Source organism: Bacillus cereus group sp. BceL291, from assembly GCF_051776705.1.
GTDB lineage: Bacteria > Bacillota > Bacilli > Bacillales > Bacillaceae_G > Bacillus_A > Bacillus_A cereus.
This window is the reverse complement of the sequence record NZ_JBPWAP010000003.1, coordinates 204,878-228,500: the sequence shown is the minus strand read 5'-3', so window position 1 is coordinate 228,500 and position 23,623 is coordinate 204,878. Positions and strand designations below refer to the sequence as shown.

Sequence of the window (23,623 nt, the reverse complement as noted above, 5' to 3'; positions counted from 1 at the left end):
GATCTTATTATGAAGGTAAACAAAAAAAAACAAGCCAGTGACATACTAGCTTGTTTTTACGCTTTTGAAAAACGTTCAAATACAGTCATTAATTCTTCAATTGCTTCGTCACCATTGCCATCTTTAATAGCACCTGAAACACAATGACTTGTATGGTTTTTTAATACACCCATTCCTACTTTTTTCATCGCTGCATTAATCGCTGAAATTTGCACTAAAATATCCACGCAATAACGATCATTTTCAATCATATTTTGAATACCGCGGACCTGTCCTTCAATTCTCTTTAATCTATTTATAATCTGTTCTTTTTCTTTTTCTGATCTATGTGTTACTGCTTCATGCTCTTTATGATCCATATTATCACCTTCTTAAAGTTTCTCTTCACCCAATAAAACAATTGTTTTTATGAGTATACCAATTATAGCATTAAATATCTACGCACGATACCCCATAAGAGTATATTTACGCTTTATGATTATTCTTAACAATGCATTAGCTTCTTAATCTCAATTTTTAGTATACCCTTTCCTTTTTGTCAAAAAAATCATTATATCTCTCATCAAAATTCAATAAAGTGAAACAAGAATAAGCGGGGATTACCCGCCCCCGCTTATTCTTCATCTATAATATTAAAATCTTAATTTTCAGATATTTAATCCAAGAATTTTTTCTTTCCATATATAATTATTGTTGATCACATACTTTTGTATCATTCACTACTGAAGTTCCTTCAACGGTTACCGTATGAAAACAGTCATTTACTCGAACTGTTACAACATTATCTTGCCGGTCAATGATATGATATTCATTAAAATTTTTATTCAGAGCACTGCGAATTTGTTCTCCTTCATAAATTGGGATGCCATGCGATAGAACCCAAATAAGTCCAGCGATAGCAAGAATAGTTTTCATACGATCTACCTCCTTGGGAATATAGTGAACTTTTAATCCATACTTTTTCAGCTCTACAAATCATGATCGGAATAAACCGAGCCTTTTTGGAAATAAGTTCATTTCGTCTATTTTATGTTTATGCTAATTGTGACCGTTTTGTGACAACTTTTTGTCTCTTTAGACGAAAAGTTGAAACAAAACTTTCAAAAAGGACAATTCTACATATCAAAAAAGGTTATGGAATGTTTCATCCATAACCTTTTTTCCTATATGTAACTAATAAATCTCAACCCTTTACTTAAAGACGTCGGCACAACAGATGCATGATTCTCCCCTTCAGCTTCATAAAACTTAAATTTAAGTTTATCGTGGTTTACTTGGAGAAGGCGCTCTGATAATTCATTTGCACCTACAACCATATGCTCTCGTTCTAGTGACCCAACTGTAAGGAACACTCCTGTTTCAAACTTAGCATTGTTTAATTCATTTATAAGGTTCTCTTCTTTTTCAAGTACGGATTGGTTATTCCACCATATAGATGGACTACTAATAAAATAATTTTGAAAAGCATTTAAGTTTGTAAATAGTATATGGAGAGCAAATAGTCCACCTAAAGAATGTCCAAATAACGTTTGCTTACTTTTATCAATCTCAAAATTCTTTTCAATTTGTGGTTTTAGTTCTTCTTCAATAAAAGTAAAGAAATTATGTGCTCCTCCTGTTTTAGGCCACGGTTTACCGTCTGGTTTTAAAGGGGCATCTTTTGAAATTACGCTAGGCGTAAAATCATAACATCTTTCTTCCCCTGAAAATGCGCCTTCAATTGGATAACCCACTCCTACTATAACAGCTGGTGAAACACCAGTTTTTTCCGCTCTTACTGATTGTATTTTAACTGCTTCATGAAATGTTTGAAAAAAGGCATTGCCATCTAATACGTAAATGACAGGATATCCTGAATCCGGTGCTGGTTGCCTCGGCTTTGAAATATGAATTTGATATTCCTTACCTTCTAATTTTGAATACATTTTCCACTGTTCTGTATTAGATATTATAATCTGCTGTTTTTCAACTGTAGTATTCACCCTATCCCCCCCTTTTTAACTTGTTACATATATTTCGATTTTTTCTTCTTGAGATACAACGCTATCATAACCGAAACAAACAGGAGCCCCGTTATACGGATCAATCATGACACGTGCATCAATATGAAATACTTCTTTTAATACTTCATTTGTAATGATTTCTTCTGGGCTACCAGTTGTAACAATTTCTCCTTCCTTCATTGCAATAATTTCATCTGAAAATCTTGCTGCATGGTTGATATCATGTAATACCATAACAACCGTACAATTATGTTCTTTATTTAACTTCTCCACAATTTGTAATACATCTAATTGATGAGACATATCAAGGTATGTAGTTGGCTCATCTAATAGCAACACTTCTGTCTCTTGTGCTAATGCCATCGCTAGCCATACCTTTTGTCTTTGACCACCTGATAAATTTGCAATTTGTCTCGTTCGAAATTCAGAAGTTTTCGTTATATTTAATGCCCAATCAATCATTTCTTTATCTTTTGTCGTTAACTTATTTACGTTATTTCGATGTGGATAGCGTCCATAAGAAATTAATTCTTCCACTTTAAGTTCACCTGGTGCAATTGGAGTTTGCGGGAGTAAAGCTAACTGCTTCGCAATTTCTTTCGTTGAAATTGTATGTAAATCTTGCCCTTGCAAATATACTTTTCCGCTTTTTTGTTTTAAAATTCTTCCCATTGTTTTTAACAATGTCGATTTACCGCAACCGTTTGGACCTATAATTGTCGTTACTTTTCCTTCTTGTATTTCCACATTTAAATCGCGAAACACTGTAAGCTTTTCATAACTTGTTTCTAAATTTTTTGCACTTAAAATACTCACTTTTATTCCTCCTCTTACGCTTTCGCCTTATAAAGTAAATATAAGAAATACGGTACACCGACAATAGAAATAACGATTCCAACTGGTAACTCTACCGGTGTGAAAACTGTTTTTGCAATAAAGTCTGAGGCAATTACAAGAAACATTCCGATTACGCCGCACGTAGGAATTATATACTTATGTTGAATACCGACAAGTCTTTTCGCTATATGCGGTGCCATTAAGCCAATAAAACCGATACTCCCTGAAACAGCAACACATGCACTCACAAGCCCGATACTGCTTAATAATAAAATCGATTTCTCTCTTTCTACTGAAACACCTAAACTTGTAATACTCGTTTCTTCCAATTGGAATAAATCTAATAAATAAGCTTTCTTTTGTATAAGTGGAATTAAGATAATAAGCCATGGTAACATAGCCACAATATACTTCCAGTTCGCACTATATATGCTTCCAGACACCCACACTGCAGCCATCTCGAAATCAGTTGACTTCATTTTGAGTGATAAGTACATAGAAAAAGCTCCAAATCCCGATCCAATTGCAATCCCTGTTAATAAAAGTCGCTGCGAATCTAATTTACCGTTTTTCCAAGAAAACAGATAAATGATGATAGCTGCACCTAATCCACCTACTAAACCAAACATTGGCATCATCATAATAGAAACCCAGTCTGTGCTTTTTAATTGTCCTTGAAAGAAAAACATAAAAATGACAATCGCTGTTCCCGCTCCGGCATTTACTCCTAAAATACCTGGGTCCGCCAATCCATTTCTCGTAATCCCTTGAATAACAGCACCTGCAACACCAAGGCCTAATCCTACTAATCCAGCAATTACGATACGCGGAAGACGAAACTCAAAAATAACTAAATCATGTTCTGGTACTGGATCAATTCTAAAAAGTGTTTTAAATACATCTGTAATCGTAATGTCGAACGTACCATTTGTTAAACTAATATAGATAGCACATAGTATTAAAAATATAATAATCCCCATCGTCATTCCGAAACGTTGACTTGAACTTTTAAGCATGTCTCTCTCCTCCTCTAGTACGGATTAAATAAAGGAAGAAAGGAATTCCAATTAAGGAGGTAACGACTCCAATAGGTGTTTCAAATGGATAGTTTACAAATCTACTCAAAACGTCACATAACGCTAAGAAAACGCCACCAATAACACCTGCACATGGCAAAATCCACTTATAATCTACCCCAATTATAAAGCGGGTAATGTGCGGAATAATTAAACCTACAAAACCAACTTTCCCCACTAAAGCAACTGCTGTTCCTGTTAAAAAAATTACCGATAAAATTGCCATCGCTTTAACTAGTTTTGTACGCTGTCCTAAATTAATAGAAACCTCTTCGCCTAATGAAAGAATGGTAATAGATTTTGATATTAACAATGCTAAAATTATTCCAATTATCCCAAACGGTATCGTGATTTTAATTATATTAGGATCTACTTGATCTAACTTTGCATTAAACCAAAAACTAACATTTTGAGAAATTTGGAAATACGAAGCCATTGCAGCCGATACACTGCTTAAAAATGTTCCAATAACTGTTCCTATAATCGCTAACCTAACTGGTGATAAGCCATTTTGAAGGAGCGAACCAAAACCAAACACGATACCGGCTCCGAGTGCAGAACCAATCATTGAACATATAACCATACCAATTGATGACATTCCTGGAAGAAAAATTATACAAAGTGTAATAACAAAGGCAGCACCATCCGTCACACCCATAATAGAAGGGGATGCAAGATAGTTTCTTGTCATCCCCTGCATAAGTGCTCCTGATATGGCTAGAAATGCTCCGACTAAAAGAGCTGCAACTACCCTTGGTAAACGTGAAGTAATAATAATATTATGATTTACATCACTTGAATCAAAATGAAATAATGCGTTCCACACTGTTTCAGCATCAATACTTTTCGCCCCATACAAAATCGAAAGTATAACTGTAAATAAGATGAGTATGGGTGCTATACATAATATAGTTACTGGTACTGCATTTGTTTTCTGCATATCATTCAACGCACCTTACTTATTGTATTATTTAGATAAATTTTTCACTGCTTCTTTTAAGAAGGCAGTTTTACTCCAAGCAGTACCACCTTGCGCCATTGGATCTACAACGTTTACAAATACTTTCTTTTCCTTCGCAGCATTCATACTTTGCCAAATTGGATTACTTTCAATTTCTTCTAACACTTTTGGATTTTTATTTTCACTTGCCTCATATTGTAAGAAAATATAATCTGGGTTAAGTTCAGCAAGTTTTTCAAATGAAATTTTCTCTTGTGCTTTTACAGTTTTCAATTGTTCTGGAGCAGTTAGTCCAAGATCTTTATAAATTACAGGGTTGAAGTATACTCCTTCTGGATATAGGAATAATTCGTTTGCTCTTAGTCTAATGACAAGTACTTTTTTATCTTTTAACTTATCTCCTAGTTTTGCTTTTGCTTTTTCAGCGTCTGAATTGTAGTCTTTAATAATTTTTTCTGCTTTATCTTTTTTACCAGTTAATTCTCCCATTAACTTTAAGTTATCTTCCCAATTTGTTGAAACGTGTGATACCGGGAATGTAGGAGCTACTTTCGTAAACTTTTCAGCTGTTTCTGCTGGGAATTTCGTACTTGATGTAATCACATCTGGTTTTAATTGTAGTAATGTTTCGAAATTGGGTTGCATTTTCTCACCAACAGATTTCGCACCTTCTAACTCTTTTTCCAAGTATTTTGGTAGTTTACCACCTACAGTAATGGCACCAACTGGTTTAATTCCAAGTACTGCCGCATCTTCCATTGACTCTAAACTAGCTGTCGCAATTTTATCTACTTTTGCTGGCACTGTATATTCTTTACCTAAATATGTAATTTTTCGTTTTTCATCTTTTTTCGTTTCCGTAGCTTTTGTCTGTTGTTTTTGCTCGCCTGAAGTTTTATCCGCACTATTACATGCCGCTAAACCTACACTTAAAACGGTAACCATCCCTAAAGTAAATAATTTCTTGTTCATCTTTATATGTCTCCTCTCAAATTTTCAAACTATATTCTCAATAGAATTTAACTATATGAATCTTATTCCATATATATATTTCATTAGATTAATAATTTTATCCAGAACTCATTCACGTTCACTTCCCCTAGACTATAATTCTTTTACGTCTTCATCACTTGATAATCATTTTCACTGATAATGATTATCGTTACTAAGTATATATTTAATATAAAATTATTTCAAGAATGATTTGAAAAATTTTAACAAACTGAATTAAAAAAAGAAGTATCTCCCTAATATTAGGGAGATACTTCTTTTTTTAGAAATTTATATGTAATTCAACTGGACAATGGTCTGATCCCATCACTTCACTATTAATTTTCGCTTCTGTTATCTGGTCTTTCATTCTTTCCGAAACAACAAAATAATCTAAACGCCATCCGATATTTTCACCTTTGTAATCTTGCTCTTACATTTATGAATACATACATACGCACTTTATTCAGGTTATACTAATTTCAGAGGTGATGTTCTTTGCACAATGAAGGAGTTACATTAACAAATGAGTATTGGCAAGCAATTATTCATAACGATTCTTCCTATGATAGCAAATTCTTTTATGCTGTGAAATCAACTGGAATCTTTTGCAGGCCATCATGCAAATCAAGAATACCAAATAGAAACAATGTACGAATTTTTCATCATGCAGAGCAAGCATTAAGTGAAAACTTTCGCCCGTGCAAACGTTGTAAGCCAAATGGGATCACTTTACCTAATGAAGAGTGGGTAGAACAAATTAAAGACTATATCGAAAAGCATTATGACAAATCCTTAACTCTCGACATGCTTGCGGGAATGTGTCACGGTAGCCCTTTTCATTTACAACGTACTTTCAAAAGAATAATAGGGCTAACTCCTATAGAATATATACAACAATTCAGGATTCTTAAAGCAACCAAATACCTTTTACACACAAATCAATCTATTAAAGAAATTAGTACTGCTGTCGGGATAGAAAACCCAGAGTATTTCGCAACTTTATTTAAAAAGAAAACCGGCTTTACTCCTACTGAATATCGAAAAAAGAACGAGATGAAAGAGGGATACGATAATGAATTCCTACAAAAATAATTATATATATTGGACGCTACTTACACATAAAAATTGGCGATTTCATATTGCTGCAACTGAAAATGGACTATGTTTCATTGGATCACAAGACGAAAACTTTGAAGAATTAAATATATGGGCTAGAAAAAAACTGCCCCAACATATATTGATTCATAGTCCAGATTACTTGCAAATATATACGCAAGAAGTTATCGAGTATTTAGAAAACAAGCGAGAAACTTTTACATTTCCTATCGATGCTTATGGAACTAATTTTCAATTATCTGTTTGGAATACGGTACGTGAAATTCCTTATGGAAAGACATATTCTTATACAGAAATTGCTGAAAGAATTCAAAAACCTAAAGCTGTGCGCGCCGTTGCTTCTGCTATTGCTGCTAACCCTCTCCTTATTACTATTCCTTGTCACCGTGTTATTGGGAAGAATGGGAAACTAACCGGATTTAGGGGTGGATTAGAAATGAAGAAAAAATTGCTTACATTAGAAAAGTTACAGGTGGAATTCATATGACAGCAGAATATAATAGCGCATTATCTATAGTAGTTCCAAAAGAATTTTGTTTCCAAGAAAATTTACGTTATCTATCACGTTCTAACAATGAATGTATGTTTCATATTGAAGATAACAAAATTTATAAAGTTATCCCTGTTCAAGATGTAAATCCTTTAGTTGAAATTAGTGTGAATACAGATGGCAATATTCAAATACGTTGTTTAGAAGATCATATACATCTGAAAAATCGATACGTGAAACTGTAGCTAACTATGTAAAAGAATGGTTTGATTTAACTACTGATTTAGCTCCCTTTTATACATTAGCTAAACATGATTTACTCCTTCAAGGACCAATTGAACAATATTATGGCCTTCGTACTTTAGGTATTCCAGACTTATTTGAGGCACTTTCCTGGGGAATTATCGGTCAACAAATTAACTTAACATATGCTTATACGCTAAAAAGAAGATTAGTTGAGCAATTTGGCAGTTATGTAGAATGGGACGGTAGAAAGCATTGGATATTCCCATTACCTGAAACAATTGCAAATCTACATGTAGAAGATCTCCAACAATTAAAAATGACGACTAGAAAATGTGAATATTTAATCGGTATTGCGAAGCTTATTACAGAGAGAAAACTATCAAAAGAGGATTTACTGCAAACACAAGATGTAAAGGTTGCTGAGAAACAATTAACCGCTATCCATGGTATAGGACCATGGACTGCCAACTATGTTTTAATGCGTTGTTTAAGATTTCCTTCAGCTTTTCCAATTGATGATGTTGGTCTGCATAATGCAATTAAATTTATAACAGGTTCCGAAAATAAACCGACTAAAAATGAAATAAAAGGTTTCGCGGCAAACTGGGCTAATTGGGAGTCTTATGCGACTTTTTATTTGTGGCGAGTACTATATTAAAAAAACCAAGTAGCACATTCGTACTACTTGGTTCTTTTTTAAGCTTGCTCCTCAAAACGTCTTGCAATTTCCACAATAACTTGAACGGCTTTTTCCATAGTATCTACCGAAACATATTCAAATTTACCGTGATAGTTTTCACCACCAGTGAAAATATTCGGCGTCGGTAATCCCATATATGATAATTGTGATCCATCTGTGCCTCCGCGAATCGGATGAATATTTGGTTCAATGTCTAAACTTTTCATTGCTTCATATGCAATATCAACAATTTCTCTTACCGGTTCAACTTTTTCAAGCATGTTATAGTATTGATCATTCATTTCTAAAACGACTGCATCTTCGCCATACTTTTCTTGCATAGTCTTCACAATATTTTTAACGTTATTTTTACGCGCCTCAAAATTTTCACGATCAAAGTCTCGAATAATATAATACGCTTTACTTTGCTCAACATCACCATTTAAAGAAAGTAAATGATAGAATCCTTCATAGCCTTCTGTATATTCTGGCGCCTCTTCTACTGGTAAATACCCGTTAAACTCCATAGCCAGTTTAGTAGCATTGCGCATTTTATTTTTCGCTGTTCCAGGATGTGTATTCGTTCCGTTAAACGTTAACTTAGCACCTGCAGCATTAAAACTTTCATACTCTAAACCACCTAATGGACCTCCATCCATCGTATAAGCGAATGATGCACCAAACGCTTCTACATCAAAATGCGCTGGCCCACGACCAATTTCTTCATCCGGTGTAAATGCTACTCTTATTTTCCCGTGCTTAATTTGCGGATTATGTATTAAATGGTTCATTGCAACCATAATTTCTGTAAGACCAGCTTTATCATCTGCTCCTAGAAGTGTTGTACCATCAGTTGTAATAATGGTATGTCCTTTATATGATGGTAATTCCGGGAACTGCTCTGGTGTTAACACAACATTTAGCTCTTCATTTAACGTAATTGCATTACCATCAAAATTTTCATGAATTTGTGGTTTGACGTTTTTCCCTGTAAAGTCTGTTGCTGTATCTAAATGGGCTAAAAATCCAATTACAGGAACATCCTTGTCCGTATTAGCTGGAAGTGTTGCCATTACATAACCATTATCATCCATCGTTACTTCTGTTAAACCAATTTCTTTTAGCTCTTCCACTAATAACTTACCAAACTCAATTTGTCCTGGTGTTGTTGGTACTGTATGGCTTTCTTCATTTGATTGCGTATCAATTTTTACATATCTCGTAAATCTTTCAATAAGTTCTTGTTTCAAGTTCATTCACTCCCTTTTATGTTTCTCCCTCCATTATAATCCTTAAAACGAAATATTTTAACTTTTTTGAATGTGAAGATGTATATTTCATTTACATTGTTAACACTTTTACATATTTTACATAACAAAAAGAAAATTAGTGAACATATTTAAAGTACAGCTTAATACAAATAAATTCACCCTATTTACGACTCTCATCGCAAATAGGGTGTTTCTGTTTTTATCTCGCAATTTAAGAATATATACTACTCATTTACAATAAAAGTATATACATCATCATAAATACAGCCATTTACTTTAATCACATACTTCCCAGGTTTATTAAAACTAATTGTGTATTTATTTAACTGAATTGCTTCTTTATCTCCAGAAAGAATATCAATACTTCTGCCACTTAATACATACAATTCATTTAGATTCATCGTTACATCAATTATATTGAAATTTTCTACTTTCACTTGCTGTGCTTCCGCAACGCTTACACTTGGTTCTAAAAACAGTAGTCCACTCAATCCAATCGTCCCCGCTAAAGCAACTCCCGCAAACTTTTTAATCTGTTTCATTACAATGACCTCCTTATAGATTTTGTGTAAAGGTGATGTCCTCCCTTACACCACAAAGCCTATATGTAATGAAATGAAAAGTAAACGGGGACTGTAAGACAAAATTCTACATCTTTTTCTCCTATTGAATATAAATCCAACGTTTGGAGTTTTGACACATTTAAAATTGTTTCCCTAAACCAATTTCTCCATAATTTATTCAAAGACTGAATAATTACTTATTTATTTAACATTCTAAAAATAGTTGATAAAGATGCTTTCTATTCAAAAAAAAGACTTTGCTATAAAAGTAACTTTTACAACAAAATCCATGCAACTAATTTTATTCCTCTTTCCATAATCTCTCTACATTCATTAATTGTTCTTCTTTAAACTCCATCTTATATATATCCGGTTTTGACGTATTCATTAAAAATTCAAAACCATATTGTTTATCAAAATAGTTTATCATTAATGTCATGACAAGCCCATGTGTACCAATTACAATTTTGCATCCTTGAAAATCCATTAAGATTTCTTTTAATACTTTCACTACTCTTCTCTGGCAATCTGCATATGACTCTCCTTCCGTTCGTGCAAAGTCCGGATTAGAGAACATCTTCTGTACAAGTGGATACACCTCTTTGTCTGATATAACCTGATCCTCACTTGAAAACATACACTCTTTAAGATTTTCATATACTACTATTTCTTTTTCATGGAAATTAGCTGACTCCTCTATCGTTAACACAGCCCGATTATAAGGACTTGAAATAAAAGTATCAATCCTCTCCGCTTTTAATATGTCAGTTACTCTACGGGCATCCATATGTCCCCTCTCAGTTAACCCGCGCATTCTTTCATTTCCTTCTAGTTTTGGTGATTCACCTTGTCTAACCATATAAATATATGTGCTCATAATTTCTCCTTAAAATTTTTTATAAAGTGAAACTTTAATTAGCCCTTACTAATCGGGCTTTTACAGGAAAATAGCGAGATAAGTTAATAAATCACGTTCATTTATCCCATTTCAACACTTAGGCGTAATACTAAAATACTTTATAAACTGTGCTGATTTGTTCGTCTAATCCATTCTCCTACTAAACTCTCAAATAATTCAGGCTGCTCAATTTGCAAATTATGCCCTGCCATATCTAACACTGCTAATGTTGCCCTTGGATATTCTTCAATAATTTCTATAATATTTTGATAACCTACTGATATATCTTGTCTTCCAGTCAGTAAAAGAACGGGATTTTCATATTTTTTACGCTGAAAATCCATAGTAAGAGAGTAATTCTTTTGCAACCTTTCAATAAATTCATCATTAGCAACATCTAACCCAGGCTTAATTTCTTCTTTAAATCGCTTATATGTATATTCATTTGCTATTACAGCTAACTCACAAAATTCCTCTCTTTCTGTGGAAGTGAGCGTATTTAAAAATTCCTCATCTTGTACAATTACCTGTTTATCTGGAAGAATCCTTTTTTCTGGCTCCGCTACAACAACAGGACATACTAATAGTAATCCGCTAACTCTCTCAAACATCTTTGCAAGTATACCTTTAGCTAAATAGCCTCCATATGATTCTCCTACCAATAAAAATTTTTCAGTAGAAATGATTTCCTCAATAAATGTGATAAGCACTTCTACTATACGATCTGAACTATTTATCCAATTTGGAGCATTCGATTTTCCCATACCAGGTAAATCAATATATATTCGCTTATAACCTTCATACTTCTGAAATACTGATTCCATACATTTCATCATTAACCTATGGTCAGGGGAGCAGCCATGTATGATAATGACTGGTTTACCCTCTCCCACAATTTCATAGTATATTTCTGCATCTTTAATTCGATATATCATAAAAAAGCCTCCCTATTTAGTGGCAATACTATTCCACTCTGTAAGAATACACGTTCTTATTTTATATCCTTTCTCAACATTTTCACAAATGTTAATTTTCAGATTAAAAATAAAAATCTCACCAAAAAAAGATACACATCATTTTATATGCAATTTTGCATCTCCACTTACAAATCACTAAAAAAACTTTACAATTCAAAGGATGACTAAATATACAATTTCTATTTAAAGTCTTGATACAGTCTATACTATCAACCGCAATATTTTTTCAACCTTAAGAATACTTACACTCTTTAACACTTTCCTTATAAACATGATTTTTATAAGGAAATCTGATACAATTCTTAAATAATATTATTATGTATAGATATAACGAACATAGTGCATAATTAAAGAAGGTGATTTCATTGAAATTAAATAAAAATTTACAATTATGTATATTAATTGGAACATTGATATGCTATTCAATCTATTTTATGTTTTTCTATCTGTTCCCTACTCATTTTTCAAATTCAGATGTACGCTTCGCTTCACTTGTCGTTGAAGCCATTACATTTGTATCACTGATTTACTCTATATATTCTAAGAAAGTCAGTTCAAATCCGTTTTGGATATGTATTACAATAGCAATTGGTAGTTTTTTATTAGGAAAAATAGTATATACATATCAAGATAGCTTCTTCGAAATTCCAATACATCGTTTTACGGTTTCTGATGTATTTTACATGTTTTTTCTATTTTTCTGTCTTATCGCTTTCTGCTATAAAATCTTAAAGGAATGCAATAAATGGGAAAAAGCGTTCTTTATTTGTGATATATGCATAGTGCTTACTTCCATATTCACATTAGAATGGTATTTATTTAATCAACCAAATTTAAATATATTCGCTCTTTCACTAGGAGATGTTTTCCTTTCATTTTTATACCCAATTGCAGATTTATTATTTCTACTGCTAGGTGTTAGTCTCTTTTTCCGTCCAACAATTTTTAATTCCAAACGGAAAATTTATATCTTTATTTTTGTATTAATAAGTTCTGCAACTTTTAACTATATTTATTTTTACTTAAATAACCACTTATCAACTGAAACTATAATATTATTACGTCTTTTATATAGAATACCTATATTACTTATTGCAATAGCTGGCTCTATTTCAGAAGATCATAATAGCCATAAAAATTATTTCCTTGTAAACCCTATAATAGGAAAAAAAGCTTTAGTTGTATTTCCCTATCTTGCTGTTGCAATACTAATCGGGTTTACATTAAAAGAACAAACATCCTCTTCAACTCTCATTACAGGAAATTGTATTACTTTTATTTTCGTACTCATTCGTCATTCTATCGTACGTATGCAAAACAATTCCTTAACAAAACGTTTGCAGGCATTTAATGCCCAACTAGAAGAAAAAGTTACTTTACGGACGTCTGATTTAGTTCATAAATCAGAGGCTCTTTCTCAAAAACAGCAAAAGTTTAAATCATTATATGAATATCATCCTGACCCTATCTTCACCATTGATTTAAATGGAATATTCTTAAATGTAAATAAGGCTGGGAGTGTACTACTTGGGGCACCAACGGATGAGTTACTAGGTGAAACTTGTTTTTCGATCATTTTAGATGAAGATAAGCATAAGCTAGCATTGGCATTAGAAAAAGTGAAACAACAAGAATCGGCATTCTTACAACTTAGTTCTCAATATAAAGATGGCTTTACTTATTTTTTATACGTTACAATCATTCCTATTATAATAGACGGACAAATTTCAGGAAGCTATATTATGGTGAAAGATATTACTGCACTAAAAAAACAGCAAGAAGAAATAAAATATTTAGCATTCCATGACACTGTAACGAAAATTGGGAACCGTGCCTTTTTCCATAAGAAATTAAAGAGAGTTATAAAAAATGCTAAAATAACAGAAAGCGAGTTTGCATTATTATATTTAGATTTAGATCGCTTTAAAGCAATTAACGATACACTTGGACATTCATCAGGAGATTACATATTAGAAGAAGTAGCAAAGCGATTCCAATCATGTCTTCCATCACATACTCATCTTTCAAGAATCGGTGGCGATGAATTTACAATCATAATTGAAAACTATACTGACGAAGATTACTTATTCCAATTATGTAACCAATTATTTGAATGCATGAAAAAGTCATTTATCATACATGAGCATAAATTAACTTTATCACTGAGTATCGGCATCGCTATTTATCCACATTCCGGAATCGATACCGCTACACTTCTGAAAAACGCTAATGTTGCAATGTATGATGCAAAAGCAAAAGAGCTTAACTCTGTCTCTATTTATGACGATGTAATCGCTAAAAAAATTGAAAGACGATTACGATTAGAAAAAGATTTACCAAACGCACTACAAAATGAAGAATTGTTCCTTTTGTATCAACCTCAAGTTGATAGTGAATCTAATAAAATTATCGGTGCAGAAGCTTTAATTAGGTGGAATCATCCTGAATTAGGTATTATTTCTCCATACGAGTTTATTCCGATTGCAGAAGAAACACTACAAATTATTTCAATAGGAAAATGGACATTAGAGCAGGCTTGCAAGCAAATGAAACGTTGGCACGCACTCGGATATTCACATTTAAAAATAGGTGTAAATTTATCTGCTAAAGAATTTGAACAAGAAGATTTTGTAAAATCTATTTCTTCTACTTTAACAAATACAGGTTTACCAGCAAGCTCTCTTGATCTTGAATTAACAGAGCGAATTGCAATGATGGATGAGCGAGAAACATTGATAAAACTGCGTACACTAAAAAGTTTAGGGATTCACATTTCTATCGACGATTTTGGTACAGGTTATTCTTCGCTAGCCTACTTACCTTTGTATCCAATTGATACGTTAAAAATCCCGAGAGAATTTATTACAATGTCTGAAACATGTGATGATGGAATGGAAATTATTAAAACGATCATCACATTAGCAAATACATTAGGAATGTCTGTCATTGCTGAAGGTGTAGAAACGAAAGAGCACGTAAATTTCCTTCAAAAAAATAAATGTCAGTTTATTCAAGGTTATTATTACAGTAAACCTATTCATATTCATGCATTTACTGAGCTATTAGAAAACGGCATTCACCGATAGTACATAACTAATTAGAATAAATAATAATGAATTTGAACAAATATAGTAAAAAGGAAAGAAGATACCTTCTTTCCTTTCGTTTTTCTATTTACATTTCTATTACTCCACCACTTCATTTATTATATCTATTATTTGATGAATTCCCTCATCATTTGTTTTCTTATATCCATTCATGTTTTGAATATATTTCTCCTTATTTGTATACAACTTATTTACTGCATGTATAAATGTATTCGTACTTACTCTGTCTTGGAGTATAACTTCCGCATATCCTTGCCGTGAAAAATATTCAGCATTTAAAACTTGATCTCCCCTGCTGGAACTGTTAGTTAACGGGATAAGCAACATCGGTTTCTTCAAAAATAACAATTCAGAAATAGCAGTAGAACCCGCTCTGGAAACTACAACACTTGCCATATTTAGTATATGCGGCAACTCGTCGCCTATATATTCAAATTGCATATACCCCTCCATGCCAATAGATGGGTCTACCTTCCCTTTACCACATATATGAATAATATTAAATTTTAATAGTATTGTATCTAAACATTCCCTTACCATATCATTTATCCACTTAGCACCTTGACTCCCACCCATAATTAATAATACTGGTTTATCTTGCTGAAATTCACAATATCTTCTTCCTCGTAATACGTTACCCTTCTCAATTTCTTCCCTTACAATTGGTCCTACATAAACCTTCTTCTCATTACTTACATTTTCTCCTGTCTGAGGAAATGTTGTGCATAGCTTTGTAGCAAAAGGTAATGCTATTTTATTGGCAAGTCCTAATGTGCTATCTGGTTCACGTATAATTATAGGCACACGATTTAACCATGCTCCTATAGCTACAGGAACTGAAACAAATCCTCCTGCTGAAAAGATAACGTCAGGCTTTGTTTTCTTAATTAATTTATAACTTTGTAAACAACCTCGTATAATTTTAAAAGGATCTTTAAAATTTTCCCAATCCCAATATCTCCTAAGCTTGCCCGTTGAAACACTATTGTATTTAACATTTTGCACTAATGATTTTTCAATTCCATTTTTGGATCCAATATACTCGACTCTCCAGCCTTTCTCTATAAATTTAGGAATTAATACAATATTAATCATAACGTGTCCGGCTGTACCGCCCCCAGTAAAAAGAATCGTTTTGCTCATAACTTATACCCACCTTTATTATTAAAAATCTAGCTTTATATTTACCTTTTAAATGTAAATAAAATTATTATTTTTTATATAAATCTTTAACTCCACCTCTATATCTTGTAAAAGATCTTTAATGAGTTCATAAAAATCATTTCCATACTCACTACACTCGTATTGAGCAAAGATTTGAATCACATATCTAGTTTCCGTCTCTAATGCTGACTTTATTTGATTAACCCTTTTTTCTTCTACATACGCTTGATATTTATGTATTGCCTCATAAAGACGCAGTACATGCGCTTCTTCATCTCTCCAATCCAACGCATCAACAATTGAAAGAAATAGCGTATTTTGATTATCTATTATTTCATAATCATTCATATATTTCTTACACCCTTTTTTGTTTTTCATTGCATGCAGATGTCACTACACTTCGCATACTCAAGTACATCTTTTAATGATTGATGAAATTCAATTTCTGGGATCCAACCTAACCTTTTTATTTCCTCTATTGCTAAACTCTCATTTGAGTCGCTCCCACTTTTCTCTGTTTCCTCTATAAAAAAATTTAGCTGTGTTAATTCTTTATATTGTTCTAGTACATTTAACAAAGATCGTTTTACTCCTGATCCGATATTATATTGTTTTCCATTTATTCCATCTCGTAATAACACATGATACGCTTTAATCGCATCACGTACATCTAGAAAATCTCTACTATCTTTCAAACTGTTTACTTCAATAATGGCTTTACTTCTACCTGATTCTATATCTATCATTTTCTTTGCGAGAATCGAACAAATGCCATTCGATTCCCCTGGACCAATTAAGTTTGAGGGCTTTGCAATGATAATATTTGAATCCATTAATCCTCCCCAAGCCTCTGCAATAATAACTTGCATCGTTTTACTTAAACTATATGGATTTGAAATTTTTATTTCGTTCATACTATCTGCTTGCAAAGCAGATCCTATAACTAATGTTCTACAATGCGAGGCTTCTTGCTTAATTGCTTCTAATAAATATAATGTTCCTATTACATTAACCTCTATATATTCAAGGGCAGCTGTCCAAGATTCTATAACCGAATTCCTTCCTGCTAAATGCAATACGTAGTCTGGCTTTATTTGTTTCATTACCTTCATTACTTCGCTCTTATTAGTTAAATTACAAGTAATACCATTTCTAATTTTTTCTCCATATGCACGATTTTGAAACATAGGAATTACATGAAAGCCCTGCTGTAAAAAATAGTGGCAAGCATGGCGTCCTGTGAAACCATTTGCACCAGTTATTAAAAGGCTCGCATTTTTTTTCATCGCAAAAACCCTCCTTTTAATAGCATTTGTTTCACCTCATGTTTTGCAAGTAAATCTTGTTGAGAACTAAAACTCTTCACATCCACTAGAGGATAGCTTGAATAATATTGTTGAAGTCCTTGTATAGGAATAGTCGGTAGTACCACAAAATAATTTTGATCAAAACTTATACTTGTTTTACTCTCTACCTCAGATAGAAGCATTTCACTTAATTTTTCACCCGGTCTTATCCCTACCTCTTTTACCTTAACATTTTCTTTTCCGGAATCTTCAATTAATACTTCTGCTAAATCTGTTATTTTACATGCCGGCATTTTCATAACAAAGATTTCCCCGCCTCTACCTTGAGATACGGCTTTAAATAACAACCCAACAGCATCTTCAACTGTTAAGAAAAATCTAGTCATATTCGCATCGGTAATCCCTACTTGTGAAGATTTTTTAATTTGTTGTTTAAAAAGTGGTACTACACTTCCACTCGTTCCTAAAACATTTCCACCACGAACACAAATGAATTTTGTTTTCTTCGTTTGTATATTCGCATGAACCATTAATTTTTCACCAATTGCTTTTGTCATCCCATACGTATTTGATGGATCAGCTGCTTTATCCGTTGAAACATATATAACTTTTTCAACTTGCATCTGTATAGAGGCTTCAATTACATTTTGCGTACCATGTATATTGGTTTTTATAGCTTCATAAGGATAATACTCACATACTGGAACATGTTTTAAAGCTGCAAGATGGAACACATAATGTACACCTTGGCAAGCATAGACTAGTTGATCTTTATCACGAATATCTCCAATAATAAATTTTAACCTATCATCATTTATAAACTGTTGCTGCATTTCAAACTGAACCGTTTCATTTCTTGAAAAAATTCTAATTTCTTTCGGTGATTTTTCTAATAGTTGTTTTATAAGTTCATGCCCCCACGAACCTGTACCACCAGTAATTAAAATCATTTTATTTAACATTCTTCTTCCTCCTACGAAACATCTCAATTTAAATAATATTTATTGAATTATTTTCAATTGATTCAAATCATAATCGTCGTTTGTTACATTTAATTGACAAAATAAAAAAACAGAAACTATTAAACGTAGTTTCTGTTTTTCATTTCATCTCACAACAGTAAGATTTTTTATACCGTTTGCATGATAAATAAATTCCTTGTAAAAAAACACCGCTCATTTATTTCTTATACTCGTAATAAAATAAATAGAATGATTCATAGCCAATAATCATATTTAAATTTATGAAAAAGGGAGGTAACGGAATGGACCGAAGCAATTCAAATCATACATATAACGGACCTTCCAAAGCACTGCCTCTCTCCCTATTCGACGTAAAAAATGAATTGAAACAAAAAAGCAAACTTATTCCTTCTGACACCATGTATAAATTAACGAAAGAAGAACAACTCATCATCAACAAAATAAAAATACAAACAGAACAACTAAATAAAAATAATGTTACAAGAACACGCGCATACTACCAATTTTACATTCAATATCCAGAAATACATTGGGCACTGCTTGGGCATATGGTATCACGTAACGGCGGTTGGAATATGACTGATTTAAAGGGCGATTTATATACGAGAATTTTATCAGAGAAAGATCAATTCATATTTTTTTCTTTTTTAGAAAGAGGGAATTGGCTTATTTTCCAAGATGTATACCCTCAATTTTTACTTTACGAACAAAGTGTAAAGAGATCACAAAAGTTATTTCACCTTCTCCCTCACCTAAATGTTTCTACATTTATGGAAACGATGTGGAACCATTTTTGGAAAACAGGTAACAAAAAAACTTTAGCAATTGCAACTATTATTAATGAACAAAACTACTTAGAAAAAAGAGTAATTCAAAATGTACAATTTAAAAAGACTGTACTAAATAGTATTGGATTTAAACTCTTTGATTTCTTTCAGTTTAATCATATCCTTTTCCCATTCTACGAAAATGATAAGAAACAAAAAGTATTACTATTTGGTGATACAATGAAACATTTCACTTCCTTACATGAACGGATATTAATTGGAAAAAGATTGTACTCATTATTATTTCGAGATACACATGTTTTATCTCAAATAATAAGCTGGGCTCAACACCATCCACATACAGGATCTAGGAAAGATTACTGGCCCCATTTATTTTCAAGTGTAAATGAATCTTTTTCCCGTGAGTTTTATAAGCGCCGAATTAAGAAATGCCAGTTACGAAATGGCGCTTATCGTATATACAGCCCTGCACTCATCTATGCATGGCGAGATATGAAGCATGAAGAAGTTGACAGTGAAGATTGGTTTACCGATTGGCAAGTTGTAAATTACTTAGTTGATAAGGAGGAAAATATAAATGGACAAATTACAGAAGACTACTGCAAAACACTCGAAAAAATTGAAATCGCCATTCTCGCAAAGAAAAATGTCCTCCTCCGAGAAGAAGAATGAGTTTCTAGCATTAGTAGTTACAATCTTTCTCTCTTCTATTATTGCAACTTGCTTAGATGCCTTTTTTGTTCATAAACAAATATATTCCTTTCCGGCTAGGCCCTTCTCATCCACATTTTCGGTTAATATAGCTTTTACATTGTTCGTACTGCCGATTTTAACAGTTATCTTTATACACATTTCAAAAAAATTATCTAAAGTTTCTAGAATTTCATTTATTATTTCAATCGGTATTTGTGCTAGCCTTTTTGAACAGATTGCTGAAAGTTTAGGTTTATTTGTACATAGTGCGAATTGGAACCATACATATTCTTTATTTGGTTATATAATTTTTCATTCTTTTATTTGGAACGTATATAATTGGATAAAAAAATAAAGAGACCATTATAGGTCTCTTCTTAAGCATACTCTTCCGTTATTACTAATGGTGTCAATGTTTGAAGGCTTTTAGAGCGTAAACGATAGGCAACGACTTTCTTCTTATATTGCTTAATGACATCAACATGTTCCTCATAGCTATATAGCGAAAATCTAATCTCTTTACTCCCTTTCTTCGTATCAATGACTATTGGTGTCCCTTCTCCGTGCGGCGGGAAATAATGTTTATCTAAAAACAACGCCTCATTAAATTCATGAATAACTTGTAGTTTCATTTCTCCCTCTATATTTTTTCCATCTATCGATATAGAAGTATTTTCCGCCTCAAGCTTTTGATGCAATTCAAATCTACTAATAATTGATTCTACAACAGAAGTGGGCATGCTAGAAACTAATACTTTAATAGCTCCAAAAACAAATAATGTAACTATAAACCATGTTGTCATTGTTATCATCTCCATTACATTTAAAAAATAAATTTCGTTCCATACGGTATTAGTATACTAATAAGTATTCCAGTTACAATCATCGTTACCGAACCGATAGTCTCTTCTTTCTCGCCTTCTTTCACTAAACGACTCACACCGATAATATGTGATGCACAGCCCATTCCAACTCCTTTTCCAATCGTACTTGTTATACGGAAAAACTTAAGTACTGTTGGTCCGATCATAGCACCTGTTATTCCTGCAACAACTACAAAACTAGAAGTCATAGATGGAATACCACCAATTTGATCCGCTATTGAAAGGGCAATTGGCATTGTCGCTACCTGTGGTAAAGTAGTTAATATAAGTTCCTTATCTATATTTAAAATTCCGCCAATCACTACATTCATGCTCGTTACAGCCACTATACCTATCACTACTCCGATTAGTATCGATGAAAAATTTTTCATCAGTATCTTTCGCTCTTTAAATAGAGGTATGGCCAATGCTACAATTGCAGGGCTCAATAAGCTTGAAAGAATGTTTCCCCCATTTTCCCTATACTCATGATGAGAAATACCAAAAATCAAAAATAAACAAATCATAATTGCCGTAACTGTTAACACTGGTAACGTAAATGCAAACGTAAATTTTTTATATAGCTTTGTCGCCAAGAAATAAATTGCTACAGTAATAATAATTAAGACCATTTGAATCGTGCACCTTGTCGATTTTATTTTTTTGATGTGACTAATAATTGACTTATATACCCTGAAACAATCAAAGTTACTACAGTACTTGCAACTACTAAAAGGAATATAATACTTCCCTTACTGAAAAGAAAAGACCCGTATTCCATGAGCCCTGTTGTCGAAGGGATTAAAAATAACGGTAAAAATACGATTAACTTTTCCGAACCTAACTCAAACCATTTTAACGGTAAAACGCGAGTGGAAAGGAGCAGGAACAGTATTAACATCCCTATTAAATTCCCCGGTATTGATAGATGGAATATTTCCTGAATCCACGTACCCACTAGGCTAAATACATATAGCACGCCTACTTGAAGTAAAAGCGTCACGTACTTCATTTCTTTCCCTCATTTCACTATCACACATCCATATTATGAAATCTCATTTAGCGTGTCGGCAAACCGTTTAATTCCAAGTTGAATTTGTTCTATATTCGCTCTACCAAACGTAAATCGTATATATTCATTTTTCGAACCTAAAACACTGCCCGGAACAAATGCGACACCATTCCGTATAGATTCACCTAATAAGTGATATTCATCAAACTTTCCTGTTACTTTACACCATACATGTATTCCACCCTCTGGCACGAAACATTCAACTCGTTCTCCCAATGTTCCTTCAAGCTCTGCAATTAATTCATCTCTTCTTTGCTTCAATTGTCCACGAAGTATCGTAATATGTGTATGGAAATCCTTTGATTCTAAAAATTGATTTGCTACCCACTGCGTAAATACACTATGGCCAAAATCAACTTGTTGCTTTGCATCTGCTAAACGCTCAATTACGCGTGTAGGACCAATTACCCATCCAATACGTAATCCTGATGCAACAATTTTTGATAGTGAACTTATATAAAGAACATTTCCATTTTGGTCCATTGATTTTAATGTTGGGTTCACTTCTCCATTAAAAGAGATTAAACTATACGGATCATCTTCTACAATTGGTATACCGAACTCAGAAGACAGTTCTAAAATTTTTTTACGTCTCGCTAATGAAAGCACAGTACCCGTCGGATTCTGATAATCTGGATTCAAAAATACCATACGAATGCGATGCTTTTTGTGCAAATCGATTAAGTCATCTGGATTCATTCCATGCTCATCAACAGGTAAATGAAATATGTTTAAACCGGCCGATTTAAACATTGGAAGCGAAAAACAATACGAAGGATCTTCAATCGCAATCGCATCGCCAGGTTTTAATAAACATTGAACGATAAGATTAAGCGCCTGTTGTGCTCCAGATGTAATAAGAATAGAGCTTGAATCTGCTTCAATTTGTTTATATTGCTGAACATGTGCTGCAATTGTTTTTCTCAACATCTCATTTCCAAGTGGATGGTCATAGCCGAGATTTTCCATAAATGTTTTCTCCGACAAAATTGTTCGAAATCTATCACTTGGAATTAATTCTGGTGACAGTTCACCACTTGCTAAATTAATTAAATCATCTTTTTGTGTTTCCGTTCGAATTTGTTGAACGAGTGGTACGTTAGGTAAGAACGATCCATCCTCCACGTACCTACCCCAGTTCGGTATTCGTTTATGTGAGACACCCCATATGTCTGTATTGACCCGTGTTCCGCTTCCCTTTTGCCGTTCTACTACTCCAAGTGATTTTAATTCTTCATACGCAGCTACTATTGTACTCCGGTTCACCTGTAATTCCTTTGCTAACATACGCTCAGAAGGTAACTTACTATCAGAAGGAAATTCGCCTGAAGAAATGCCTCTTTCAATATAATCTGCAATTTGTTTATATACAGGTGTCTTATCTGCACGATTTGGTTTCCATTCCATATAGTTCCCTCCTTTCAAAACGAACTATCCTCATTTTTTACTAACAGTATTCACCGTAAAAATAGTATTAATTAGTCACATTTTCTTATCCGTAAATGGATATATCCAAAATGGTTCTCTTTCTGATTA

24 protein-coding genes and 2 pseudogenes are annotated in these 23,623 nt (G+C 33.0%); 6 read left to right on the top strand and 20 right to left on the bottom strand.

Annotation, left to right across the window (positions count from 1 at the left end):
• Positions 1 to 56: 56 nt before the first annotated feature.
• From ACS2CR_RS04475 to ACS2CR_RS04440, 8 genes and pseudogenes are all read right to left on the bottom strand, one after another.
• Positions 57 to 359, bottom strand: coding sequence for a metal-sensing transcriptional repressor (locus ACS2CR_RS04475; protein ID WP_000349636.1), 303 nt, complete (start codon positions 357 to 359; stop codon positions 57 to 59).
• Positions 360 to 687: 328 nt separating this feature from the next.
• The gene (locus ACS2CR_RS04470) at positions 688 to 915 is read right to left on the bottom strand and encodes a hypothetical protein (RefSeq protein ID WP_000849103.1); all 228 of its coding nucleotides are present in this window, start codon (positions 913 to 915) and stop codon (positions 688 to 690) included.
• A gap of 248 nt (positions 916 to 1,163) precedes the next feature.
• Positions 1,164 to 1,982 (bottom strand): alpha/beta hydrolase, encoded by an 819-nt coding sequence (locus ACS2CR_RS04465; protein WP_053513885.1) that lies wholly within the window; start codon positions 1,980 to 1,982, stop codon positions 1,164 to 1,166.
• A 15-nt stretch (positions 1,983 to 1,997) separates the two neighbouring features.
• The gene (locus ACS2CR_RS04460) at positions 1,998 to 2,819 is read right to left on the bottom strand and encodes an ABC transporter ATP-binding protein (RefSeq protein WP_000025773.1); all 822 of its coding nucleotides are present in this window, start codon (positions 2,817 to 2,819) and stop codon (positions 1,998 to 2,000) included.
• Between the two features lie 14 nt (positions 2,820 to 2,833).
• Positions 2,834 to 3,856 (bottom strand): FecCD family ABC transporter permease, encoded by a 1,023-nt coding sequence (locus ACS2CR_RS04455; RefSeq protein WP_000920450.1) that lies wholly within the window; start codon positions 3,854 to 3,856, stop codon positions 2,834 to 2,836.
• A complete protein-coding gene (locus ACS2CR_RS04450; protein WP_001173051.1) occupies positions 3,849 to 4,856 on the bottom strand; it encodes a FecCD family ABC transporter permease in 1,008 nt (335 codons plus the stop codon). The genes ACS2CR_RS04455 and ACS2CR_RS04450 overlap by 8 nt, the downstream gene beginning before the upstream one ends.
• Before the next feature lie 27 nt (positions 4,857 to 4,883).
• Positions 4,884 to 5,849: an iron-hydroxamate ABC transporter substrate-binding protein gene (locus tag ACS2CR_RS04445; RefSeq protein ID WP_001035506.1), complete on the bottom strand. Its 966-nt coding sequence runs from the start codon at positions 5,847 to 5,849 to the stop codon at positions 4,884 to 4,886.
• A gap of 301 nt (positions 5,850 to 6,150) precedes the next feature.
• A pseudogene (locus ACS2CR_RS04440) lies at positions 6,151 to 6,288 on the bottom strand (exodeoxyribonuclease III); the annotation flags it as partial.
• A 77-nt stretch (positions 6,289 to 6,365) separates the two neighbouring features.
• On the opposite strand from ACS2CR_RS04440, the gene ACS2CR_RS04435 reads away from it, so the two are divergent.
• From ACS2CR_RS04435 to ACS2CR_RS04425, 3 genes and pseudogenes are all read left to right on the top strand, one after another.
• Positions 6,366 to 6,962, top strand: coding sequence for a bifunctional transcriptional activator/DNA repair enzyme AdaA (locus tag ACS2CR_RS04435; RefSeq protein ID WP_000551325.1), 597 nt, complete (start codon positions 6,366 to 6,368; stop codon positions 6,960 to 6,962).
• Positions 6,943 to 7,473: a methylated-DNA--[protein]-cysteine S-methyltransferase gene (locus ACS2CR_RS04430; RefSeq protein ID WP_001089839.1), complete on the top strand. Its 531-nt coding sequence runs from the start codon at positions 6,943 to 6,945 to the stop codon at positions 7,471 to 7,473. The genes ACS2CR_RS04435 and ACS2CR_RS04430 overlap by 20 nt, the downstream gene beginning before the upstream one ends.
• Positions 7,470 to 8,380, top strand: a pseudogene (locus tag ACS2CR_RS04425) (DNA-3-methyladenine glycosylase 2). Before ACS2CR_RS04430 ends, ACS2CR_RS04425 begins: the two are co-directional and overlap by 4 nt.
• A 38-nt stretch (positions 8,381 to 8,418) precedes the next feature.
• Here ACS2CR_RS04425 and pepT read toward each other — a convergent pair.
• The 4 genes from pepT to ACS2CR_RS04405 all read right to left on the bottom strand — a co-directional run bounded on the left by pepT (position 8,419) and on the right by ACS2CR_RS04405 (position 12,068).
• Entirely contained in the window at positions 8,419 to 9,651 is a 1,233-nt protein-coding gene (gene pepT / locus ACS2CR_RS04420; RefSeq protein WP_016111205.1) for a peptidase T, read from the bottom strand.
• A 245-nt stretch (positions 9,652 to 9,896) separates the two neighbouring features.
• Positions 9,897 to 10,214, bottom strand: coding sequence for a hypothetical protein (locus ACS2CR_RS04415; RefSeq protein WP_000809493.1), 318 nt, complete (start codon positions 10,212 to 10,214; stop codon positions 9,897 to 9,899).
• Between the two features lie 322 nt (positions 10,215 to 10,536).
• Positions 10,537 to 11,112 (bottom strand): histidine phosphatase family protein, encoded by a 576-nt coding sequence (locus tag ACS2CR_RS04410; protein ID WP_153602384.1) that lies wholly within the window; start codon positions 11,110 to 11,112, stop codon positions 10,537 to 10,539.
• Between the two features lie 140 nt (positions 11,113 to 11,252).
• Positions 11,253 to 12,068 carry an alpha/beta fold hydrolase gene (locus tag ACS2CR_RS04405; protein ID WP_053513887.1) on the bottom strand — a complete coding sequence of 272 codons (816 nt, stop codon included), beginning with the start codon at positions 12,066 to 12,068 and terminating at the stop codon, positions 11,253 to 11,255.
• 407 nt (positions 12,069 to 12,475) lie between these two features.
• On the opposite strand from ACS2CR_RS04405, the gene ACS2CR_RS04400 reads away from it, so the two are divergent.
• Complete coding sequence (locus tag ACS2CR_RS04400; RefSeq protein ID WP_000773555.1) at positions 12,476 to 15,196, top strand: putative bifunctional diguanylate cyclase/phosphodiesterase; 2,721 nt, start codon at positions 12,476 to 12,478, stop codon at positions 15,194 to 15,196.
• Between the two features lie 99 nt (positions 15,197 to 15,295).
• On the opposite strand, the gene ACS2CR_RS04395 is transcribed toward ACS2CR_RS04400, so the two are convergent.
• Genes ACS2CR_RS04395 through ACS2CR_RS04380 form a run of 4 tightly spaced genes read right to left on the bottom strand, consistent with a single transcriptional unit; the run spans position 15,296 to position 18,650 of the window.
• Complete coding sequence (locus tag ACS2CR_RS04395) at positions 15,296 to 16,360, bottom strand: undecaprenyldiphospho-muramoylpentapeptide beta-N-acetylglucosaminyltransferase (RefSeq protein ID WP_053513889.1); 1,065 nt, start codon at positions 16,358 to 16,360, stop codon at positions 15,296 to 15,298.
• A gap of 48 nt (positions 16,361 to 16,408) precedes the next feature.
• Positions 16,409 to 16,759 (bottom strand): DUF6572 domain-containing protein, encoded by a 351-nt coding sequence (locus ACS2CR_RS04390; RefSeq protein WP_002101267.1) that lies wholly within the window; start codon positions 16,757 to 16,759, stop codon positions 16,409 to 16,411.
• Complete coding sequence (locus tag ACS2CR_RS04385; protein WP_000739083.1) at positions 16,756 to 17,667, bottom strand: NAD-dependent epimerase/dehydratase family protein; 912 nt, start codon at positions 17,665 to 17,667, stop codon at positions 16,756 to 16,758. Before ACS2CR_RS04385 ends, ACS2CR_RS04390 begins: the two co-directional genes overlap by 4 nt.
• Positions 17,664 to 18,650: a UDP-N-acetylglucosamine 4,6-dehydratase family protein gene (locus tag ACS2CR_RS04380; RefSeq protein WP_053513891.1), complete on the bottom strand. Its 987-nt coding sequence runs from the start codon at positions 18,648 to 18,650 to the stop codon at positions 17,664 to 17,666. Before ACS2CR_RS04380 ends, ACS2CR_RS04385 begins: the two co-directional genes overlap by 4 nt.
• Positions 18,651 to 18,952: 302 nt before the next feature.
• Between ACS2CR_RS04380 and ACS2CR_RS04375 the strand changes: the two genes are divergently transcribed.
• Together ACS2CR_RS04375 and ACS2CR_RS04370 are read left to right on the top strand one after the other, a co-directional pair.
• A complete protein-coding gene (locus tag ACS2CR_RS04375) occupies positions 18,953 to 20,131 on the top strand; it encodes a DUF2515 domain-containing protein (protein WP_000376162.1) in 1,179 nt (392 codons plus the stop codon).
• Positions 20,106 to 20,507, top strand: a complete 402-nt coding sequence (locus tag ACS2CR_RS04370) for a CBO0543 family protein (RefSeq protein ID WP_033667178.1) — start codon at positions 20,106 to 20,108, stop codon at positions 20,505 to 20,507. Before ACS2CR_RS04375 ends, ACS2CR_RS04370 begins: the two co-directional genes overlap by 26 nt.
• 22 nt (positions 20,508 to 20,529) lie before the next feature.
• Here ACS2CR_RS04370 and ACS2CR_RS04365 read toward each other — a convergent pair whose 3' ends face one another.
• The 4 genes from ACS2CR_RS04365 to ACS2CR_RS04350 are packed head-to-tail and all read right to left on the bottom strand — an operon-like array spanning position 20,530 to position 23,494.
• Positions 20,530 to 20,955, bottom strand: coding sequence for a YfmQ family protein (locus ACS2CR_RS04365; RefSeq protein WP_000214645.1), 426 nt, complete (start codon positions 20,953 to 20,955; stop codon positions 20,530 to 20,532).
• Positions 20,956 to 20,975: 20 nt separating this feature from the next.
• Positions 20,976 to 21,647 carry an LrgB family protein gene (locus ACS2CR_RS04360; RefSeq protein WP_053513893.1) on the bottom strand — a complete coding sequence of 224 codons (672 nt, stop codon included), beginning with the start codon at positions 21,645 to 21,647 and terminating at the stop codon, positions 20,976 to 20,978.
• Positions 21,648 to 21,670: 23 nt separating this feature from the next.
• Positions 21,671 to 22,027, bottom strand: coding sequence for a CidA/LrgA family holin-like protein (locus ACS2CR_RS04355; protein ID WP_000878485.1), 357 nt, complete (start codon positions 22,025 to 22,027; stop codon positions 21,671 to 21,673).
• 33 nt (positions 22,028 to 22,060) lie between these two features.
• On the bottom strand, positions 22,061 to 23,494 hold the full coding sequence (locus ACS2CR_RS04350) for a PLP-dependent aminotransferase family protein (RefSeq protein ID WP_000454966.1): 1,434 nt from the start codon (positions 23,492 to 23,494) through the stop codon (positions 22,061 to 22,063).
• Positions 23,495 to 23,623: the final 129 nt, after the last annotated feature.